The 22371-nt window shown below is 32.4% G+C and carries 14 protein-coding genes; 12 read left to right on the forward strand and 2 right to left on the reverse strand.

Going from position 1 to position 22371, the window contains the following annotated elements:
* Nucleotides 1-10 precede the first annotated feature (10 nt).
* Nucleotides 11-1572 (forward strand): IS3 family transposase gene (locus tag N4T77_RS20245; protein WP_396125069.1). Its coding sequence is split into 2 segments (ribosomal slippage): nucleotides 11-668 and nucleotides 668-1572, totalling 1563 coding nucleotides; the frame shifts between segments, so codons are not numbered across the junction.
* A gap of 103 nt (nucleotides 1573-1675) precedes the next feature.
* Here the strand turns inward: N4T77_RS20245 and N4T77_RS00655 are convergent.
* Together N4T77_RS00655 and N4T77_RS00660 are read right to left on the reverse strand one after the other, a co-directional pair.
* Complete coding sequence (locus N4T77_RS00655) at nucleotides 1676-2575, reverse strand: hypothetical protein (RefSeq protein ID WP_261669781.1); 900 nt, start codon at nucleotides 2573-2575, stop codon at nucleotides 1676-1678.
* Between the two features lie 28 nt (nucleotides 2576-2603).
* The gene (locus N4T77_RS00660) at nucleotides 2604-3230 is read right to left on the reverse strand and encodes a reverse transcriptase-like protein (protein WP_261669782.1); all 627 of its coding nucleotides are present in this window, start codon (nucleotides 3228-3230) and stop codon (nucleotides 2604-2606) included.
* A 364-nt stretch (nucleotides 3231-3594) separates the two neighbouring features.
* On the opposite strand from N4T77_RS00660, the gene brxF reads away from it, so the two are divergent.
* The 11 genes from brxF to N4T77_RS00715 all read left to right on the forward strand — a co-directional run bounded on the left by brxF (nucleotide 3595) and on the right by N4T77_RS00715 (nucleotide 22354).
* Nucleotides 3595-4053 (forward strand): BREX-3 system P-loop-containing protein BrxF, encoded by a 459-nt coding sequence (gene brxF / locus N4T77_RS00665; protein WP_261669783.1) that lies wholly within the window; start codon nucleotides 3595-3597, stop codon nucleotides 4051-4053.
* Nucleotides 4054-4067: 14 nt separating this feature from the next.
* Nucleotides 4068-7757 carry a DUF6079 family protein gene (locus N4T77_RS00670; protein ID WP_261669784.1) on the forward strand — a complete coding sequence of 1230 codons (3690 nt, stop codon included), beginning with the start codon at nucleotides 4068-4070 and terminating at the stop codon, nucleotides 7755-7757.
* Between the two features lie 11 nt (nucleotides 7758-7768).
* Nucleotides 7769-10573: a site-specific DNA-methyltransferase gene (locus tag N4T77_RS00675; RefSeq protein WP_261669785.1), complete on the forward strand. Its 2805-nt coding sequence runs from the start codon at nucleotides 7769-7771 to the stop codon at nucleotides 10571-10573.
* A gap of 43 nt (nucleotides 10574-10616) precedes the next feature.
* The gene (pglZ, locus tag N4T77_RS00680) at nucleotides 10617-12554 is read left to right on the forward strand and encodes a BREX-3 system phosphatase PglZ (protein ID WP_119865505.1); all 1938 of its coding nucleotides are present in this window, start codon (nucleotides 10617-10619) and stop codon (nucleotides 12552-12554) included.
* 2 nt (nucleotides 12555-12556) lie between these two features.
* Nucleotides 12557-13261: a hypothetical protein gene (locus N4T77_RS00685; protein WP_119865504.1), complete on the forward strand. Its 705-nt coding sequence runs from the start codon at nucleotides 12557-12559 to the stop codon at nucleotides 13259-13261.
* Between the two features lie 14 nt (nucleotides 13262-13275).
* Entirely contained in the window at nucleotides 13276-16497 is a 3222-nt protein-coding gene (locus tag N4T77_RS00690) for a DEAD/DEAH box helicase (RefSeq protein WP_261669786.1), read from the forward strand.
* An 18-nt stretch (nucleotides 16498-16515) separates the two neighbouring features.
* Nucleotides 16516-16818 (forward strand): DNA/RNA nuclease SfsA, encoded by a 303-nt coding sequence (locus N4T77_RS00695; protein ID WP_261670008.1) that lies wholly within the window; start codon nucleotides 16516-16518, stop codon nucleotides 16816-16818.
* 21 nt (nucleotides 16819-16839) lie between these two features.
* The gene (locus N4T77_RS00700; RefSeq protein ID WP_261669787.1) at nucleotides 16840-20544 is read left to right on the forward strand and encodes an AAA family ATPase; all 3705 of its coding nucleotides are present in this window, start codon (nucleotides 16840-16842) and stop codon (nucleotides 20542-20544) included.
* A gap of 223 nt (nucleotides 20545-20767) precedes the next feature.
* Nucleotides 20768-21127, forward strand: coding sequence for a DUF4258 domain-containing protein (locus N4T77_RS00705; protein ID WP_261669788.1), 360 nt, complete (start codon nucleotides 20768-20770; stop codon nucleotides 21125-21127).
* Nucleotides 21124-21561, forward strand: coding sequence for a helix-turn-helix domain-containing protein (locus tag N4T77_RS00710; protein ID WP_261669789.1), 438 nt, complete (start codon nucleotides 21124-21126; stop codon nucleotides 21559-21561). The genes N4T77_RS00705 and N4T77_RS00710 overlap by 4 nt, the downstream gene beginning before the upstream one ends.
* Before the next feature lies 1 nt (nucleotide 21562).
* On the forward strand, nucleotides 21563-22354 hold the full coding sequence (locus N4T77_RS00715) for an ImmA/IrrE family metallo-endopeptidase (protein WP_261669790.1): 792 nt from the start codon (nucleotides 21563-21565) through the stop codon (nucleotides 22352-22354).
* Nucleotides 22355-22371 lie beyond the last annotated feature (17 nt).

The following is a 22371-nucleotide window of genomic DNA, read 5'->3' on the forward strand; positions in this document are numbered from 1 at the left end:
GAGCATTTTTATGTCCAGAAGAACTAAGTATACAGCAGAAGAAAAGTATAAAATCTTAATGGCATATGAGGATGGAATTGGATCAATGGTGAAGATTGCTTCTATGTATAAAATCAATGAAGCTACTCTTAAAAAGTGGATATATAATTTTGAAAAATATGGTTTAGATGGGCTAAAAGAATCAAAAACATGGAAATCATATTCAAAAGAGCTGAAGGAACAGGCTGTAATAGACTATTCCTCAGGAGAATATTCACTAACAGAAGTTGTGCAGAAGTACGAAATATCAGACAAATCATTACTGAAACATTGGATAAAGAAGTATAATAGTCATAGAGAAATAGCGTCACCTACGAAAGGAATGAACCAATCTATGACAAAGAGCAGAACTACTTCTTTAGAAGAAAGAATTGAAATTGTCTTTTACTGCATAGATAGAAACAAAAACTATCAAAATACTGCTGAAGCTTATAATGTCTCCTACCAACAAGTATACCAATGGGTAAAGAAATATGAATCTGGTGGAGAGGACGCCTTGAAAGACCGACGAGGTCGGAATAAGGACGAAGAGGAACTGACACCTGAAGATAGAGTAAATCTTGAAATGAAAAAATTAAAAATAGAAAACGAAAGATTAAGGGCAGAGAATGAATTCTTAAAAAAATTGAAGGAACTAGAAAGGGGGCGATCTTAAGCCGTCTACGACAAGAGAATAAGTATATTGCAATCTCACAACTTCATAAAAAAAGTAAATTTTCAATATCTCTATTATGCGAGATAGCAATGGTTTCACGCTCTTCATACTATAAGTGGCTAAATCGTGAAGAATCTGCCACAGAAACTGAAAACAAGATGTTAATAACAAAGATTGTTGAACTCTACGAGGAAGTTGACGGTATTTATGGCTATAGAAGAATTATGATGAATTTAAACCGAAGGCTGGACAAGGCTTTCAACCATAAACGCATCTATAGACTTATGAAGCTTTTGAGTCTACAGTCTGTTATTAGAAGTAAAAAGAGTCGTTACATAAAATCTAAACCTCAACATGTAGCAGAAAACCTGCTCAACCGCGAATTTACTGCTACCAATCCAAATGAGAAGTGGGTTACAGACGTTACTGAATTCAAATATGGGAACTCCCAGAAAGCGTATTTAAGTGCTATTTTGGATCTGTATGATAAAAGTATTGTTGCATATGTACTTGGACACTCTAATAATAATAACCTTGTATTTAAAACTCTTGATATGGCTCTAGAGGTTTCTCATGGAGCAAGTCCAATGATTCACAGTGATCGTGGTTTTCAGTATACCTCCAATAGATTCAAACGAAAATTAGATGTAGTAGGAATGACTCAAAGCATGTCACGAGTTGGTCGATGTATTGATAATGGCCCTATGGAAGGGTTTTGGGGAATTCTTAAGTGTGAAAAGTATTACTTACATAAATATCAAACATATGAGGAGCTCTCTAATGGGGTTGATGAATATATGCTTTTCTACAATAACAAAAGATTACAAAAAAAATTAAACGGCCTCAGCCCAATGGAATATCGGGCTTTGACCGCTTAGATCCTTTTTATTATTTCCACTGTCTACTTGACAGGGTGCAGTTCACGTTTCCTGTAGTAATTTCCAATTAAAATTAATCTTATCTATTTAATTTTACACAAAACTACGGACATTCTCCATTAAATATTTTTCGTTCATGTAATATATTTAAAGCTTTTTTTATATATTGCCTTTGGTATTTTAATTCACTTTGTGCTACTGGTACAAATTCTATTAAATCATCAATTGATACAGTTAAACTGCTTTTAGTATGCATCCACAGTGAAATTAGCAAATAAAGTTTCCTTGCAGTAAGATTATTAGTTAATCTTAAATTTTCTCTATTATATACAAGAAAATGTCCATTAATAATCATATCATAGAAGAAGCTATTTAGCTTTATTTTACTTATATTATTAAGCTTCAAGTTATCTGTTGTATTTGAATTATAGTAATTTGGACATCTTTCTATGTACTTATACTTTGTTGAAGTATCTTTAATATAATTTTTGCTTTTGATGTTGTATATTCCGCCATCATAACAATTAACAATGTTTGTTGCCAAAAGAGTTTCTATACTATTTTGTATATTATTACGAACCGTATTATTTATAAAACTTTTATAGCCTAATTCTTTTGCTAAAGCATTAATTGTAAAATCTATGGTTAGATCTTCTTCAAAGATGAAATCTGTCTTTAATATGCAGATACCGTTCTTTGTTTTATTTTTTATAAATATGCTTTGCAATGCAGCTAAGATGTCTAAATCTCTTAAAGTAGGAACTCCAAATTCTTCATGTCCAGAAACATAGGTACCTCTTTGAGCAGGTTTCCCTGTTCGATTAATCCATTTATAGTATATACTTTTTAACTTTTCGCCTTTATATTCAGCTATGAACGGAAGTTGAACACTATTAATTTCTATAATAGATTCTTCAGTCTTTAGTTTTATTGCTCTTGATTTGCCAGTAGTGCTTTTGTGTCCATTAAACATTGTTTCAAAATTTTCATTTCTTTTTGGCACTTAATATTTCTCCTTTATATATTGAAGTCTAAAGATTATTTGTATAGTTTTCAGCAGCAATGATATGCTTGCACTTTTTTCTTTCCCACCAATGTTGCAATTTAAAGAAGCGGCAGGTGCATGTGCAAAGCTCTAAATCAACAATATAATATATATTTTTATCTTTACTACTTTGAGCTAAAAAAGTATTATCGTTGATGTAGTTAACATTGATTTTCTTTGCTCTATACTCAATGTACTTATCTAAGAATGGTTCTTGGCTTAGATAGTGAGCTTTGCGATTAAGATTTCTTGGAATCCATTTTAATTCTATATTTTGAAAATTAGACATAAGATTGATGATATTAAGTACATATTGAGGTGGCTTTCTTTTGGCCTTTTTCATGCCTCGAATTATTATTTTATTCACTTTACCAATTACATCTTGGTTGTCACCATAGATAGTAATAATATCATCCTTTTTACAAAGTTCTGCAAGCTTTAATAAAGACTTAATAATGGCTTGACCTTCGGCGAAATTAGAATCCCCAAAAGGTCCAATACATTCAGAAAAAAGAAACTCTTCTGATGTTTTTGCGTTCATTATTTGAAGGCCTATAGTCATTCCTATTGCTTCATTGTTGCTTGCATCACATTTACAAATCCATTCGGTCATCAAACACCTCCTAGGTTATTAAAATAATATTTTGAATATGATACAGCAGCTTAATAATAAATCGCATTACAACAAAAGTCAAGAATGTAAAATAATGTGTCAAATCCGACAGGCTTAAATGATTTATGGTATTAAAGCTAAATGTAGAAGTATAAGGCTTCTATGCTTGGGCATGAAAATAAAAAGTACTTTTGATAATGTAAACTTAGTATCTGATAAAAATATAGTTATTTTTATACCTATATTTACATAAACTAACAAAATATTAGCTCCAGGAAGGATTTTTAAAATAAATAAAGAATATATAACAAGATATAGATTAATAAGTGACTAATTCTATAAATAAGTAGATAGTAGGTGAGGTATGGAAGCTGAAAAATTAATTTATAGGATGACAGATGCTGTAGCTGCAGCTAAATCAAAAAGAAATAAACTTATCATTGTTAATACTAAAAAGGTAGCCTTTGAAAAAGCTATAGCGGCAATAGGATTAGATTGTATAAACCTTAATTTATTATTAAGTGAAAAATTACTAGAAATACCTGTTAGTAAAAGAAGTAGAAGTGTAGATAGTTTTATTAAGGACTTAATTAAAAGCAATAATATGAACACTTTAGCCTTAAGTAATTATGAGCTTCTTTTTTTGCCCGAATTAAAACAAGACCCAATTAGACTTTTTGAAGACTTAAGTAAAGAAAGAGTTATCCTTATTGTCTGGGAAGGCAGGTATGAAAATAACAGTTTATATTATGCGGAGCCTTGGCATAGAGAATATAGAGAATATAAAGATTTAGATGCTATAATAGTACAAGGAAATATTTGAAAGGTGGAAGTTATATGAAATACAGTGAATTGATTCATTTTGAACCTGTTGAGTCTATAGTTCAGTTAAGAGAAACCTCTCAGCAGGATTATGCTTTTAATTTAATTGATACTTATGTAATATCAGACAGAATGGCAGAACTAATAGATGAAGTAATTATTGAACAATTGCAATTTGAAAAACCTGCAGACAATAAAGGATTATTAGTAGTTGGTAACTATGGTACAGGTAAATCACACTTAATGAGTGTTATTTCTACTATTGCTGAAACTGAGGGAACCAGTGACAGAATTAATAATGCCAGGGTAGCTAAAAGAGCAAAGGAAATAGAAGGTAAGTTTAAAGTTATACGCTCTGAAATTGGTGCTACTACTATGACTTTAAGAGATTTTATCTGTGAAGAGATAAGTTATCAGCTTCAAGAGATGGGAATAGATTTTACTTTTCCACCTATGGATAAGGTAAGAAGTAATAAAGATGCCTTTGTAGAGATGATGGGTAAATTCAATGAAATGTATCCAGAGCAAGGGTTACTTGTAGTTGTGGATGAGTTACTAGATTATTTAAGAACAAGAAGAACACAAGAACTAATACTAGACTTAGGTTTTTTACGTGAGCTAGGTGAAATTTGTAGGTTTACACGCTTTAGATTTATTTCTGGTGTTCAGGAGATGCTTTTTGATAATCCAAAGTTTCAGTTTGTGGCTGAGCAATTAAGAAGAGTTAAAGAGCGTTTTGAACAAGTTAATATAGTAAGAGAAGATATAGCTTATGTTGTAACCCAAAGACTTTTAAAGAAGGATGAAAAGCAAAAGGCAATTATAAGAGAGCATCTTCAAAAGTTTACTAAGTTTTATGATAAGTTAAATGAAAGAATGGAAGAGTATGTTTCGTTATTCCCTATCCATCCTTCCTATATATCAACCTTTGAAAAGGTAATAGTGGCAGAAAAAAGAGTAATACTTAAGACGATTAGTAATGAAATGAAAAAGCTACTGAATACCGAAGTGCCTGAAGATAGACCAGGTTTGATTTCTTACGATAGCTACTGGCAATATATTGAGGCAGATACCTCTTTAAAGAGTAATCCTGATATTAGAGAAGTAATGACTAAGTCAAAAATTCTACAGGATAGAATTGAAAATGCTTTTACTAGACCAACTTATAAGACTGTTGCTTTAAGGATAGTATATGCTTTATCAGTAAATAGGTTAACTACTGGTGATATTTATACTAAGCTAGGTGTTACTTCAGAAGAATTAAGGGATGGATTATTTTTGTTTCATCCTAGTGTAGCTGATGAGGATGGTGACTTTCTTAGAACTTCAATAGAGTCTATATTAAAAGAAATATTAAAAACTGTTAGCTGGCAGTTCATATCCTTCAATGATGCTAACGGTCAGTATTACATAGATATAAATAAGGATATAGCTGTAGATGATCTTATTGAACAAAGAGCAGAAAGTTTGGTAGGAGATCAGCTAGATAGATATTATTTTGAGGTGCTAGAGCAGTTAACAGAAAGATCTAAAAATACTTATATAACTGGCTATAGAATATGGACTTATGAACTACCTTGGTGGACCTGTAAAGTAACTAGACAAGGTTATTTATTCTTTGGAGCACCAAATGATCGTTCAACTGCACAACCACCAAGAGACTTTTATATATATATGCTGCAGATTTTCGAAGTTCCTAAATTTAAAGATGAGAATAAGGCTGATGAAGTATTCTTTAAGCTAAAAGTAAAGGATGAAAGTTTTATTCGTTCACTAAAATTTTATGCTGGAAGTAGAGAAATGGCAGCCTCAGCTCCTTCAGGAACAAAAAATTTGTATGAGGAAAAAGCTAAAGAGTATCTACAGAGACTTACTAGGTGGCTTAGAGATAATTTCTTAAGCGCCTTTGAGGTTACCTATAAGGGAGTGACTAAAAAAGTGGTTGAAGGAACTAAAGCTTTACCACCACAGGCAAGTGTTAAAGAAATAATTGATAATGTAGCTGCTACATATCTATCCTCAAATTTTGATGAAAAATATCCGCTATATCCTCATTTTTCTAAACTTAACACTGTTATGACTAAAGATAATAGGCCAGTATATCTTCAAGAAGCTATAAAATATTTGGCTGGAAACAAAACTAAGAGTGGTGCAGCAATATTAGAAGGTTTGGTAATGCTTCAGGAGGAAAAGGTGAAGCTTGATAATTCTGGCTTTGCAAAATGGGTAACTGATATTTTAGAAGCAAAAGGTCAAGGGCAAGTAGTAAATAGAGATGAACTTATAGAAGTTATCTATACTATGCAGGGAACAGAGGATGTTGAATTAGTAAAAGAATTGAAAATTGAACCTGAATTATTTGCTGTTGTACTTGTTGCCTTAGTTTATAATGGAGATATTGTGCTAACTATAAATGGAACTCAATATGATGCTATGAAGCTAGATCAGCTTGTGAAGTTATCTATAACTGATATTATTAATTTCAGCCATATTAAAAGACCGAGCGGACTTCCTATGCCTGCCTTGAAGGCACTTTTCGAGTTGCTTGATTTAGCTGAATATATGCTTCAGCAACAGAATTTAAACTATGGAGTAATTCAACTGAATGAAAAAGTAAATAAGCTGCTTAATGAGGTTGTTATAACCCTACAGACTGTAAAAACTGGTATACCTTGTTGGGAGGGAACGGTTTTAAATGTAGCAGAACAACAACAATACAGTGAACTTTTAAGTAAGTTAAAAACTTTCCTTGAAGCTTTACTTGTGTTCAATGCACCAGCAAAACTGAATAATTTTAAATTTACAATTGAAGAAATTAAGGAACAAAAGGCAGGGTTAGATTTACTTGAGAAAGTTAAGAGACTACAACAAAAAGTAAATGAAGCTCAAGGGCTAGCTAATTATATTCTAACTGCTTCACAGCATTTGGCTTCTGACCATGAGTGGCAGGAAGAAGCTTTAATAGCTTTAGAAGATTTGTTAGAAGCAATAAAGAAAGAAACAGGTTATCAAACAGAACTTGTTAGGATTCAAGACATAAAAAAGAAATATCAAGATATTTACCTGGAGCTGCATAGTAAAGCACGCTTAAATGCTGCTGATGATAGTAGAAAAACTGCTCTTATGAACGATAAAAGACTTTCAGCACTTAGACAGTTAGCTACTATTGAATTACTACCTAAAGCTCATTTTGAAAGTTTGGTAAAGAATATTACAGCTTTAAAAACCTGCTGGAGTCTTACAAAGGTTCAGCTTGACACTCAGGCTTATTGTCCATCTTGCAAATTTAGACCTAAAGATGAGGTAGTATTCAAGGGAGACAGACTTTCAAACTATGAAGAACAACTACAGACTATGTTGGAGCAATGGACAGAGTTATTGTTGAATAACTTTAAAGATAAAGAAGTAAAAGCAAATATAAGTTTATTAAGTCCTGTGCAACAAAACTTGACCAAAGAGTTATTGGATAAAGGCGAATTTACCTTGCCAATTGATAATAAATTAATTGAGGCAATAAAGCTATTACTTCAAGGAATAGAGAAGGTAGAAATAAAAATAGAAGAATTAAAGGAGTTAATGGGAAAGGGAAGCCCAATGACAGTAGAGGACATAAGATTCAGATTTGAGCAAATGCTAAAGCAGAAAGTAGGAACTAATCAAACAAGCAGAGTAAGAATTATGCTTGAGCATGAACAAAAGCAATAAGGAGAGATAAGATGGCTAAAGAATATACTGAACAGCTAGAACTATTTGAAGATAAATCTAGTAAAGAAGGACCTGTAACATGTTTAGGTATGACCTTTGAAAGTGATGAAGCTAGAAGATCATATTTTACTGAGGAACTAAGGAAAAAGCTACCTGAATTAAGGGAAATTGAAGGATTTCCAATAGGTGAGGATGAAGATATCCTCGCCTTGTCAGATCCTCCATATTATACAGCGTGTCCTAATCCGTTTATAAATGATTTTATAAATGTTTGGGAGAATGAAAAGAAAGAATTAAATGAAGGTTATGAAGAAGAATATCATAGACAACCTTTTGCAGCAGATGTGAGTGAAGGCAAGAATGATCCCATATATACTGCACATAGTTATCATACTAAAGTTCCACACAAAGCAATAATGCGATATATTTTACATTATACTAATCCAGGAGATATAGTCTTAGATGCTTTTTCAGGAACTGGTATGACTGGTGTTGCTGCACAATTTTGTGAGGATAAAAAATATATTGAAAGTCTTGGAATTAATGTTTTAGAAAATGATGATATAGTTGATGGCGAAGGAGCAGTAAGTTCAAAAGTTGGAAAAAGAAACTCGATTTTATATGATTTATCGCCATTAGCTACTCATATTTCATCGACTTTTAATAGTAGTATAAATTTGAATGAATTTCAAAGATATGCATTAAAATTAATTGAAGATGTAAATCAAAAATATGGATGGATGTATTTAACTAATCATACTTTAGAGAATAAAACGTCCATAAATTTAGGTAGTGAAGTTGTAAAAGGAGAAATAAATTATGTAGTTTGGAGCGAAGTATTTATTTGTCCAAATTGTCAAGAAGAAGTAATATTTTGGGATGTTGCAGTAGATTTAGAAAATGAAAATGTTAAAGATAGTTTTTATTGTAAAAAATGCAATTCCAATTTAACTAAAGATAATATGGATAGAGCATTTGAAGTGAAGTTTGATGAATTGTCTAAAAAAACATATAAGCAAGTAAAACGTGTACCTATTCTAATAAATTATAGTGTAGGTTCTAAAAGGTATGAAAAAAGACCTGATCAAGATGATTTGAAACTGATTAGCACTATTGAAGAATTTCAAACAGATATTTTTTATCCTACTAATAATTTAATTAATGGAGATGAAATAGGAAGGTTATCAGCACTTGGAATAGAGTATACATTTCAATTTATGTCAAGAAGAAATAATATAATTATTGGTGAATTATTAAATCAAATTAAGAAATCAAAGTTTTCGAAAATTGGGTTATTTTTGCTCACGGCATCTATACCAAATTTGACTTGGATGTATAGGTGGAGAGCCAATAAAAAAGGAGGAACAACATCTGGAACTTACTACATATGTTCAACTCCCCAAGAGAATAATCCTTTAAATCAAGTAAGCAGAAAATTGATGGATATTATGAAAGCATTAAATAATGGAAGGGTACCAGTAATTTCAACACAATCTTCATCAAATTTGAATATTAAAAAGAACTCAGTAGATTACATTTTTACTGATCCACCATTTGGAGCAAATTTAATGTATTCAGAATTAAATTATCTATGGGAGTCCTGGCTCAACTTATATACAAATAACGAACGTGAGGCAATAGTTAATAGGTTTCAAGGAAAAAAATTAGATAATTATAAGGAATTGATGAGAGATTGTTTTGAAAATATGTATTATGTGTTAAAACCTGGAAGATGGATGACGGTTGCATTTAGTAATTCACAAGCTAGTGTTTGGAATGCTATTCAGGAATCAATTGAAAATGCTGGATTTATAATAGCTAATGTAGCTGCTCTTGATAAAAAACAGCTTAGTTTCAAAGCTTTAACAACTACAACTGCAGTCAAGCAAGATTTAGTTATATCTGCATATAAACCATCAGAGCAAATGTTTATTGAGATTAAAGAAGGAAGTAATAATGAAATTTCTGTATGGAGTTTCATAAGAAACCATTTGCAACAACTACCTATATTTATAGGTAGTAAAGGTAATGCAGAATTAATAGTTGAACGTACACCAAGAGTTTTATTTGATCGAATGATAGCATATTATGTGCGAAATGGATATAGTGTGCCAATATCTTCAGCAGAATTCCAAGCTGGAGTAGTTCAACGTTTTCCAGTGCGTGATGGAATGGTATTTTTAGAAAATCAAGTCGCTGAATATGATAAAAAAAGAATTTTAGCTAAAGAATTTGTTCAAATGAGTTTATATGTTTCAGATGAAAACTCTGCAATTGAATGGTTAAGGCAACAGCTTATGAAGAAACCTCAGACAAGGCAAGATTTACATCCAAACTTTATGAAGGAACTACAACATATTTCTAAGTATGAAAAACTTCCAGAACTTGATACATTATTAGAACAAAACTTTTTAAAGTATGATGGAATTGGTCCTGTGCCAAGTCAGATACATGCATATTTAAGTACAAACTTCAAGGATTTACGTGAACTTAGTAAAGAAGATCCTAAGCTCCAACAAAAAGCAAAGGATAGATGGTATGTACCTGATCCAAATAAACAAGCGGACTTAGAAAAACTTCGTGAAAAATCTCTACTTAGAGAGTTTAATTCTTATGTAGAGGAAATAGGAAAAAGTAAGAAGAAGCTAAAGCAGTTTAGGCTTGAAGCTATTAGAGCTGGTTTTAAGAAGGCTTGGGGAGAGAAAGATTATAAGACTATAGTTGAAGTTGGAGGAAAGATACCTGAAAATGTACTTCAGGAAGACGATAAACTATTAATGTATTATGATAATGCTCAAATAAGGCTTGGCATGTAGCAAGGATGTGAGTAATAAGTTGAAGAGTTGGAGAGATAATATAATGCTGCTGTTTGGAGAACCGATTCCGGTTCTCTCTTTCATTGCAGACCCTGATGGGTTATTAAAAGATAATGAGCTTGAAAAAAGACTAAAAGATAAAAATATTACAGTAGTAGAATATAGGGAGCCTATATTTTTTAGATATATCTATGAGAGAAAATATAGCAAGCTTGTAGAGGCTAAGAAAATAAATTTAGCAGTAATCTGTGAAGCAGAGGTTTTAAATTCTATTCCTTATGATCTTTTAGTTAAAGGAGTAGGAAGACATATAAGTGTTGGAGATTTATTTCCAAGCTTATCACCAACTATAGTGAGGGCTTTAGATAAAGAGGAACTTGATCTTTTGTATGAAGTTTATAAAGACTATAGTAGTTCTAATTCTGATAGTGCTACCCTTGAGTTTGTTTTAAAGAAGTTATATGGGTTTCATTATGAGTTTATTAAAACTAAAGAGGAACTAATAAAATTTCTCTTATCAAAGCACTATAAAAATAAGGATTATCCTGAGATCATAAACAACTATATTATAGATAAACTTTCAAGTATAAATACTATAAAAGAATTGCCGCTAAAAGAACTACTCACGTCTTCTAATTATTTTTATAACTACTTACAAGAGGCTTGGGGAGCTTTTATCGTGGAGTTGGTTAAAACAGGAACACAAATACAGGAAAGTGAACTTGTAACAACAATTGAAAAGGATAAAGTTTTTTTCTTTGATACTGATGTGAGATTATTACTCGATAACCTGTTTGCTGAGGGAAAGCTTGAAGCAGTAAAAGTAGAGGCAAAAGGAGCTCTTCCAGGCTGGACAGAGTTTGGTGTAGTAGTTGATTATGCTGGAGCTGAAAAGAGTAAGCTGGTTGAAAAGATTTTTCATTTGTCTGAGAAACTCAGTAGTAAAATGGCATATAGGGATTGGATAGATTCGGCTTACATTTATGCTGATATAATAAAAAAGAATTTAGAAATCAATGAAGGGGAAGATGAGGAACTAAATAATAATCTAAAGCAATTACAGCTGCAGATAGATAAAAGTTTTCAAGAATGGTTAGTTATTAACTATGAAGGTTTGGTAAACAGACCATATTTGCCACAACCGGTTATGCTTCAGCATATTCCTCATTATTTAGCTAGTAAAAAAGCTAAGAAGATTGCTTTAGTTGTTTTGGATTGTATGAGTTTGCTCCAATGGTCTCAGATAAAAGATAGTATGAAGGATTTTTTTGAATTTGAAGAAAATGGAGTGTTTGCTTGGATACCAACTATAACTTCTATATCAAGGCAAGCTATTTTTGCTGGAGAACTACCAGTGTATTATTCAAAGTCAATTAATACTACTTCAAAGGAGAGTAATTATTGGCAGCTATTCTGGGAGAATCAGGGTATATTAAAGTTTTATGTAGATTATAAAAAGATTGTTAACACTTTAGATAGTGAAGATGAAATAATTTCTTTTAAAGCTAATAATAAGGTGCTTGCTGTGGTTATAGATACATTTGATGAATTTGTTCATTCAGCAACACAAGGTTACAAGGGCATACAGGCTGAAATAAGTATTTGGCTTAAGAAAGGCTACTTAAAAGAACTGTTTGAAAGGTTATTAGAGCAAAATTATGAGCTTTATATTGTTTCAGATCATGGAAATAGAGAGTGTAGAGGTGTTGGAAAAATTACAGAGGGAATTTTAGCTTATACAAGAGGTGAACGCTTAAGGTTATATAACAGTAAGGTGCTACGGGATGAAGCGGCAGAAAAGTATAAGGCCCTAGCCTGGGATAGTGCAGCTCTTCCTGAAGGAATGTACCCACTATTGGCTAAAGCTGGAGAGGCTTTTGTAGCAGAAGGGAAGACAGTTGTTAGTCACGGTGGAATGAGTATAGAAGAGGTAATTGTACCTTTTATAAAAATCGTAGGAAAAAACAAAAAGGAGAATTAAATATGCATAAACCTGTAGGTTTTGATCAAAAAATTGAATTAAAGCATTTAGATGTAACAATAAAAGAAGCAAGAGTTTCTGACAGAAAAGATATGTATGGTAAGCTTGATGAGTATCTTAAACAAGATATAAAAGGAGATAAGTCTAGAAAAAATGCTATTACTATGCTTATGAAGATTTGGTACTTAGTTGATAAGGAGCAGGAGTCTATTAAGGAACAGGCTTATGAATTATATCCAATTTTAGAAGAAGAACAGCGATTAATTTTACATTGGGGAATGACTCTACTAGCGTATCCTTTTTTTAAAGATGTTATTGAAGAAATGGGTAACCTTTTTAGATTACAGAATGAGGTTTCCAGTCAACAGCTGGGCAGAAGGATTAAAATGTTATATGGAGATAGAAGACGTGTTGAAGTTGCAACTAGTGCAGTTCTGATGAGCTTAAAAACCTGGGGGATTATTGAACGTGGCAAAAATCAGGTTTATACCTTAAACAAAAAAACAGCTTTGGAAGAGGTTAAGTTAAAAAACTGGTTATTGAAGGTGCTCTTAAGTGTGTCTGAATATAAAACTATGCCTTTAACGATGATTAGTAATTTGAACTTATTATTTCCTTTTGATTTAAAGCTGAATATAAATGAAATAGATACAACAGAAATAAAAATTGACAGACAAGGTCTAGATACGTACATGTTGAGCCTTTAAAAGGGGGAAGAATTATGCTGAAGCAGGGGGATACAATTAGAGGAGTGCAATTTCCTGAAACTGTAGAAATTAAGCATTTTGAAAAGGTAAGTGAGGATTATTATTTAATTGAAGCCTTAGGAAGAGAAAGTCAAAAATTTTATGAATTAATGATAGACAAGAATGAAATTCTTGCCTTAGAAAAGTTAAATTCTTCTGAAGAACAGCAAGTTCAGTTAACAGCCTCAGAACTTCAACATTTTCTTCAATTTAAAAACTTTCTAATAGAAGAAAAGTACTCAGAGAGCCGAGCTCTTGGAGGAAGAAATTTAATGCCTTTACCTCACCAGATAGAAGCGGTTTACGGAAGATTTCTTCAAATGCCCAAGCTGCGCTTTTTATTAGCAGATGATCCTGGTGCTGGAAAGACAATAATGGCTGGGATGCTTATAAAGGAACTGCTAGCAAGAAAACTGCTACAACGTGTTTTAATATTGGTTCCTCCACTTGTATTAACCCAGTGGCAAAATGAACTCTACGAAAAGTTTGGTTTAAGCTTTGATATTATTACAAGGGAGACTCTAAAAAGTAGAAGACATAATCCTTTTGCAGAGAACAATTTTTGCTTGGCCTCTATGTTCTGGGTTATTAGAGAGGATGTAAAGGTACTTTTAAGTGAAGCTGATTATGATTTAGTTATAATTGATGAGGCTCATAAACTAGCAGCTTATACTCATGGTAAAGTAAAGAAAAAGGTAACTAGAACAAAACTCTATCAATTAGGTGAAAGCTTACTTAGACAAGTAGAGAATTGTTTGCTATTAACTGCAACTCCACATAAGGGGGATGCCGAAAATTTTAGGCACCTTATGAGTTTGCTGGACTATGATATCTTTGCAAATGTGTCTGCAAGAGAGTCTTTAAAGGATAAAAGTAATCCTTTTATCGTTAGAAGACTTAAAGAGAACTTAAAAAATTTTGACGGTACACCTTTGTTTCCTAAAAGAACAACTAAAACTATTGAATATAACTTATCTGATAAGGAGAAAGAGTTATACGAAGAGGTTACGGATTATGTAAGGTTTTATTTTAATAAGGCGATGAATAATGGCAATAATAGTACTGCTTTTGCAATGATGTTGCTCCAAAGAAGATTAAGTTCCTCAATAGAGGCTATCTATTTATCCTTAAAACGTAGAAGTGAGAGATTGAAGGAACTTCTTAATGTAACTCTTGAGGAAAGAAAGAAATTATTGAAATCTACTGAGGAAGCTGAAGTTGAACAATATGAGGAAGAAGACTATGGTACTCAGGAAAAGTTAGAGACTTTAATGGAGAAGGCTATAATAAATATTGACCTCGATGAGTTGAGAGTAGAATTGGAAGTATTAGAAGGCTTAATTGAAAAAGCAGAAGTGCTTAAATTTTCCTCAGTAGAAAGAAAGTATGAGGAACTTGAAAAAACTCTTTTTGGTGAAGAGGGCTTACTAAATAAAGGTGAGAAAATACTTATTTTTACTGAATCTGTGGATACACTGCTATATCTTGAAGGGAAGCTCCTTAATCATGTAGATATAATAGCTAAAATTACCGGTAAGTATTCTATTGAAGAAAGAAGAAAACAAGTGGAACTTTTCAGAGGGGCTTGCAAGATTATGTTAGCTACTGATGCTGGTGGTGAGTCTATAAATCTGCAGTTTTGTAATCAGATGATTAACTATGATATTCCTTGGAATCCTAACAAATTAGAGCAGAGAATGGGTCGTATACATAGAATAGGTCAGAACAATGAGGTTTTTGTCTTCAATCTTGTAGCAAAAAATACAAGAGAGGGAGAGGTTATGACCAGGCTTCTTGATAAGATGGAACAAATGCGAGAAGATTTAGGTACAGATTTAGTCTATGATTTTATTGGTGAGGTTTTAGAGGATAATGATTTTGACTTACCAACCTTGATGCAGCAAGCAGTTTTAAATAGGGAGAAGCTAGAGTCTGTGCTTATTAATATGGATAAAGTGCTTTCAGAGGAACATAAGAAGTTATTAGAATTTTATAAGAAAGAAAAAATTGACGAGGAAGCTATCGATTTAACAAGCCTAAGAAGAGAGCAGTATGAACTTTCTGTAGAACATACACCTGTAAGAGTTTACAGTAATTTCAGTAAAAATATTTTAACTAAAAAAAGAGTACGTCTTAGTGAAACTAATGATAATAAAATTATTAGAATAGATAGACTGCCAAAGTTTATAAAAGACTTTGCAAAAAAGAATAAAATTAACCTTCAGGATAACCTAGAGTCCTATAAATTTACTGCGCATAAAGCCCTTGAAGCAGAGGAAGTAGCATTAATTAACCAAGATCATCCTTTATTTAAACTAAGTATAGAACTTACAAGGGCTGAGTATGAAAAAATTGCCTTTGATAGATGCATGGTTAAATATCCCTGCAAGGATCCACTATCAGTCGAGATTTATCAAGTTGGGATAGGTGATGGAACTGGAAAAGAATTAATTAGTAAAGTTTTTTATTTTGCTAAGAGAAGTAGTGGCAAAATTGAGAGTCTAGACAACTATTGGTTACAAGGCTTTAATTTTAGTGGAGATTGTATTCAATTAGAAAAAGTTGAAAGCAAGGAAGCTTTAGCTTATGTTTATAAAGAACTTGCAGAATTGAAAAAAAATATAAAAGCTAAGCGAGATAAACAGCTTGAGAAGTTAAGTGATTTCTTGAATAAGACCTTCCAAAGACAGTACAATGATACACTTGAAAGACTTGCTCAATATCAGCAGGATAATATAGACAACAAAAATACTATACTAATTAACCAAATGAATGCTGCTTTAATTGATATAGAGGCAAGAAAAGAAGAAAGAATATCAGAGGTAGAACACCAAAGAAATATCACAATGAAACCTCCTAAACTTATTGCTAAGCTTGAATTAGTTCCTGATGGTACAGGTAATAGGGAGTTTCCTGAAGATTTTAAGGAAGTAGTTGAAAAGTATGAACATCATAATGGACGAAGTAATTTTAAAAGCTTCAAGGCCTATGCTTTAGTGGATTTCTACAGTGAAAGATATAATGGTGAACCAAGGTTTATTATAGTAGCAACAGATAGAAATGTTCTTTATTCGAAGGATTATTTAGAAGACCTAGGAGATATTCTTAACTATACCTATGTTTATTTTATTGATGCTAGTAATAATATTACAGAACATTCTCTGAAAGATGAATGGATGTTATTTTTTAGAGATTGATAAATACAACAGACAACTATAGTAGAGGCAAAATCAATAATCGGAGTAAAACGTGAGGTAACTTTTCCTAATGTACCAATGGAGAGAGCTATTCACCAATTAGAGAAGCTTGGAGAGCTACTTAATAAAGGGTATAGAGTACAGTATTATTTTGTTTCTCTTAGTCCTATAGTAAGAAAGGTAATTATAGACGACTACTATAAGGAATATAAAGAACTTTTAAGAACTTGTGTTGAGGAAGGCCTAAGCATTAAGGGGATAACTTTGCAATATAATGGGAGTGAAATTATAGCTAGAGAAGGCTTAAAAATTGAGTTTTAAATAATATGAGGGGGTATAAAATTGGGTAAGAAGATAATTAAACATATATCTATAAGAGTGCCTTGGCATGATAATGGGTGGTCAGGAACAGTATGTCTTAATCCAAGCCATAATGACTCCTGCTTAAGGTTAAGGAGAATAGCAGAGCAAAGAGAAGATGAACTTGAAGAAGAGGTAGCTGGTAAATCTATAGAGTTTCTTGAACAAAATAAATGGCCATGCTGTATTGCAGAAAGAGGAACTTTTATGGCTCCTTTTGAATTTGAAAGGTTTGTATCACATCCTTACAAGGATTCTTCACCAGAAACGCATGGTCACTTTGCACCAACTTTGCTAAAGTATCCAGCTTATTCTGCAGCAGCAGTTCCTTTTGGTTGGATGATGAAGGAAAATTATAAGTATTTAAAAGAAGAATTAGGACTAAAAGTTGATATTTCAAAGGAGCCTGAGCTTCCCTTTAAAACTATTTGGTATCAATCTAAATATAATCAAAGAGAGATTATGAATTACTTTTTCTCGGAAATAGAAGTTGGAGAATCTCTTTGTATATTTTATGCTAAACAAGTACCTTTTGTAGAGGATTCAAAAAGAGTCATCATAGGTATCGGAAAAGTAAAGGGAATGCTTCCAGCTAAAGAGTATGATTATACAGAGGCAAGAGATACAAAAGCTATGTTGTGGGAAACCATGATAAAGCACTCAATAAGACCAGATTTTAAGGAAGGCTTTATTATGCCCTATGCAGAGCTTATAGAATATTCAAAAGAAAATCCAACTTTTGATATAAATGAAGTTGTAGCCTTTGCACCAGATGAAAGAAGAGAGGAGTTTTCTTATGCCACTGAACATGTTACTCATGATGCAGCTATAAATGCTTTACTTTCCTGTGCTAGTGCTTTAACTAAGATTAAAGACTACATAAGTGGTCCTTGGGATAGAGGTTTAAATTGGATAAATGAACAACTCTCTGAAGTATGGCAGATGAGAGGAGCTTATCCTGGCTTGGGAGCAGCATTAAATGCCTTTGGAATTGAACTTGGTATGTTTGTTGCAAAAGAAATAATGGAGAAGATTGGAGAAGAGGAAGATCCTTGGCTATATATAGATAAAATGTTTATGGATCCGAAAAAGCATCTTTCACCACAATTAGCCTCAAGAATAGGTAAAACCTTGCAAGAAACCTGGAGTGTACTATCTGAAGAGAGAAAGTCCTTATTAAAGCTTCTGAGCAGATTTGAGTTAACCTCACTACAAGCACAGCTGCTTTATGTCCAAGAAGAAAGAGAGCAAAAATTAATTAAAGGTACTGATAGTGAACTACTTGCTAATCCTTATCTAATTTACGAGTCAACTAGAAATTGCATTGAGAAGGTTAGTTTATCCACTATTGATATGGGAGTGTTTCCTATAGAAAGTATTCAAAAGAAGTTTCCGCTTCAAGAACCTTCAGCTGTTGATACAGGTACAGATAAAAGAAGAGTTAGGGCGCTTACTATTAACTTACTTGAAACTGCTGCTTTAGAAGGACATACACTTCAGCCAAAAGGACTTATTATACAAAAAATAAGAAATCTTTCAATTGAGCCTGCTTGCCAAATTAATAGTGATATTATGCAGGTTGTTGAAAATTACTTTGAGGGCGCAATTGAACTAGTAGAAATGGTAGATGGCTCTAGAGCCTATCAACTTAAAAGGCTTGCTCAAATGGATGATATTATAAGAAGGGAAATTACTAAGAGATTAGGTGGTAAACGAATTAGTATAAATGAAGACTGGAGAGCAGCAGTTGACCGTGCCTTTGGATCTTTGGCTAGTATGCCTATTAAGGAACGAGATAAGGAAGAAAGAGCAAGAGTAGAGAAAACTAAAATTTTAGAGGAATTGTCACAGTCAAGATTTTCAATATTAATAGGACCAGCTGGTACTGGTAAAACTACGTTATTATCAATATTATGCAGTCAAAAAGATATAGCAGCAGGCGGAGTGTTACTTCTAGCACCAACAGGAAAAGCAAGAGTTCGTGTAGAAGAAGTAATAAAAGAATTAGGAGAAAAACTTACTGGCAATATTGATATTAAGGCATGTACTTTGGCACAACATCTAGGTAAAAGTAAAAGATTTGATTATAGAACACAACAGTATAAATTGTCTGATAGACCGGCAGAGGAGGCACCAAGGACAGTAATAATTGATGAAAGTTCCATGCTAACAGAAGAAATGCTTGCAGCTTTGATTCAATCTTTAAAAGGGGTTCATAGGTTAATACTTGTAGGCGATCCAAGTCAATTGCCTCCAATTGGACCGGGTAGACCTTTTGTTGATATAGTAGCAAAGTTGAAGCCTAGTAATATAGAAACTATATTTCCTAAAGTCGCACAAGGTTATGGAGAATTAACCATTCCTAGAAGACAGACAGGAGAGGATAGATCAGATTTAAGAATGGCTGAATGGTTTAGCGGCAGATCAATGGCAGCTGCAGAAGATGATATCTTTGAGGAAGTTTTGAAAAACAATTCATCCTCAAGAATACAATTTATTAAATGGGATACCAATGAGCAACTCGAAAGTCTTTTACTTGAAACCTTAGTGAAGGAACTTAAACTAAAAGATAAAGAGGATATTGTTAACTTTGATAAATCTTTAGGAGCAATTGAAGCCAATGGTTATACTTACTTTAATAAAGGCACAGCAAAGACTGCAGAAAAATGGCAGATTTTATCACCAGTTAAAACCATGCCACAAGGTGTATTTCAAATAAATAGGCTTATACATGAGACTTTTAAGAGAAGTACTGTTGAGTCTGCAAATTATAAATGGAGAAAGATACCTAAACCTATGGGTATAGAGGAGATAGTGTATGGTGATAAAGTAATTAATGTTGCTAATCACAGAAGAGATAATGTATGGCCTGAAGAAGGTGCGCAAGAGTATTTGGCAAATGGAGAAATTGGAGTTGTTCAAGGACAATTTAAGACTAAAAACATGAAAGGATTACCTTGGGAACTTAAGGTTGAATTTTCTTCCCAAATTGGTTATCACTATGGCTTTTCAGATAAAGATTTTGGAGAAGAGAGAGAAGCTACACTTGAATTAGCTTATGCTCTTACGGTTCATAAGGCTCAAGGAAGTCAGTTTGGTATAGTTGTACTTGTATTGCCTAATCCTTGTAGGCTTTTATCAAGAGAATTATTATATACAGCTCTTACAAGACAAGAGGAAAGAATTATAGTTTTACATCAAGGAGTAATTTCTGATCTGAAGAAGTATGCTTCTGAAGTCTATTGTGAGGCTGCTAAAAGATATACAAACCTCTTTGAAGCTCCTTCAATAGTTGAAGTTCAAAATACTTTCCTTGAGGAAAGACTTATACATCGTACAGCTAGAGGAGAGCTTGTTAGATCTAAATCTGAGGTCATTATTGCAGATCATTTATTTGAAAAAGGCATAGATTATTCCTACGAAAAGCCACTAATTGTAGGTGGCGTTACCCGTTATCCAGATTTCACTATTGAAGATGATGCTTCAGGAGAAACTTATTATTGGGAGCATTGCGGAATGATGTTTGATACTGATTATAGACAAAGATGGGAAGCTAAGAAAGAGCTCTATAGGGAAAATGGTATAGTACCTGTAGAAGAAGGTGGAAATCTTATAATAACTGAAGATACTGAAAATGGCGGTATTGATTCTAAGAAGATTAGGGATATAATCGATGAATTGTTTTAGGAATAATTAATAAAGCTATATGTGATAATTATATAAATTTTTAATCACTTGGTTTAAGATGGTGCGATTAATAATTTATTACTATACATTAATTAAAATGTACAAGCGTTTGATTAAGAGAATAACGTTATGATTGTTTTATATTAATTTATAATATTTTATAACAATTTATTGTACAAAATCACTTTAAGGTGTATATTATATATAGAAGAGGTAATAATTTATGATAGATGAGTTAGCAAAGCTTAGAAGTGTAATGGCTGAAAAAAACATAAGACAGAAGGTAAGTGAAGGTTATTATGTAGTCAGTACGCATGCACATAATAGAATGGCAGAACGGAGGATTCCTGAAGAGAAGGTTATTGAATGTATAACTGAGGGCAAAAGTATTGAAGTTCAAATAGGAAAAGAAATAAATGATTTTAAAGTCTTATTTCAAGAAGGAAATAAAGAAAAGCCTGAAGTTTATACTGTAGTTGCAGATAGAGAAAGACCTGTTATAGTTACAGTTTGTAGAACAAAAGATGAAGTGTGGGAATGTGTAGGTAATGTTTTAAAGAGAAGGGAGATGCATAAACCATGAGTATGAAATGTTATATTTGTGATCATGATATGGAAGAAAAAATCACTTCAATCAATACTGGATGGGGCGATTATAAGCTGACTGTAAATGGTGTAAGTGCATATGTATGTCCGGAATGTGGAGAGATGGTTTTAGACAGTAAGGATGCTAATATGCTTCAGAAGCTTAGTAGAAGCTTAGTGGATACAGAGGTTGAAAGCAAGCCAGATGTTTTAAATTTGACAGAGGTTGCTGACTTATTAAGAGTTAGTAATCAAACTATATACAATATGATAAAAGATGGTAGAATAAAGGCTGTAAAGTTTGGTAGAGAGTGGAGATTTAATAGAAAAGATATTGATGCATATATTAACGGATCATATGATATAGCAGCAAGAAATAAAAAAGGTGAAATAGATTCTAGAGTTGCAGAAGCTATTGAAAAATATAAATAAAATGAGTAAATATATATACAACTATCCTGAGCAATATGCTCAGGATATTGTTTCATCATTTAATCTAACTCCACCAATAGATTTAAATAAAATATGCGAAAAATTAGATATAAAGGTTAATTATGAACCACTAGGTTCAGTTGAGGCATTGTTGATGGTATCATCTGGTAAAAGAAATATAATAATAGATAACTGTAGAAATATATATAGACCAAGAGAAAGGTTTACTATTGCTCATGAGATTGGGCATTATATAATACCGTGGCATGAAAACCTACAACAATGTGATGAGATAGTGGATTTTAAGTCTGAAGATACCATAGAATGTGAAGCAAATGATTTTGCATCTGAATTATTAGTTCCCAAAAGCAATTTACTAGAGGATATAAAGAGAAAGAAAGTAACCTTATCATTAATAAAGTCCTTAGCTGAAAAGTATGATGTATCTTTGGTAGTAATGGCAAGAAGAATTTTGGAATATACAGATAACGAAGCAGTTGTATTAATTTATTACGCTAATGGAAATAAATATATTCAAATGAAGTCAAAGACTTTTAATAAAAAAATAAAGGATGGATGTATTACAAAATCTTCTGCACATAAATTATTGACTTCCTATAATACTAGTGCTGAAATAAAAGATGTTATTGATAGTAGCATTTGGTTTCAAAATGATAATATATGTTGTAAAATAGTAGAGGAATCAATGTTCCAAAATAATCTTAATAGAGTATTTACGTTGTTAAGAGTAGCTGATGATGATGATATTTTAGATTTGGAATGGGAGTTTTAGTTTAGAAATTAAGTATG

It is taken from the genome of Clostridium sp. CX1, from assembly GCF_025398335.1.
Taxonomy (GTDB): domain Bacteria; phylum Bacillota; class Clostridia; order Clostridiales; family Clostridiaceae; genus Clostridium_AM; species Clostridium_AM tanneri.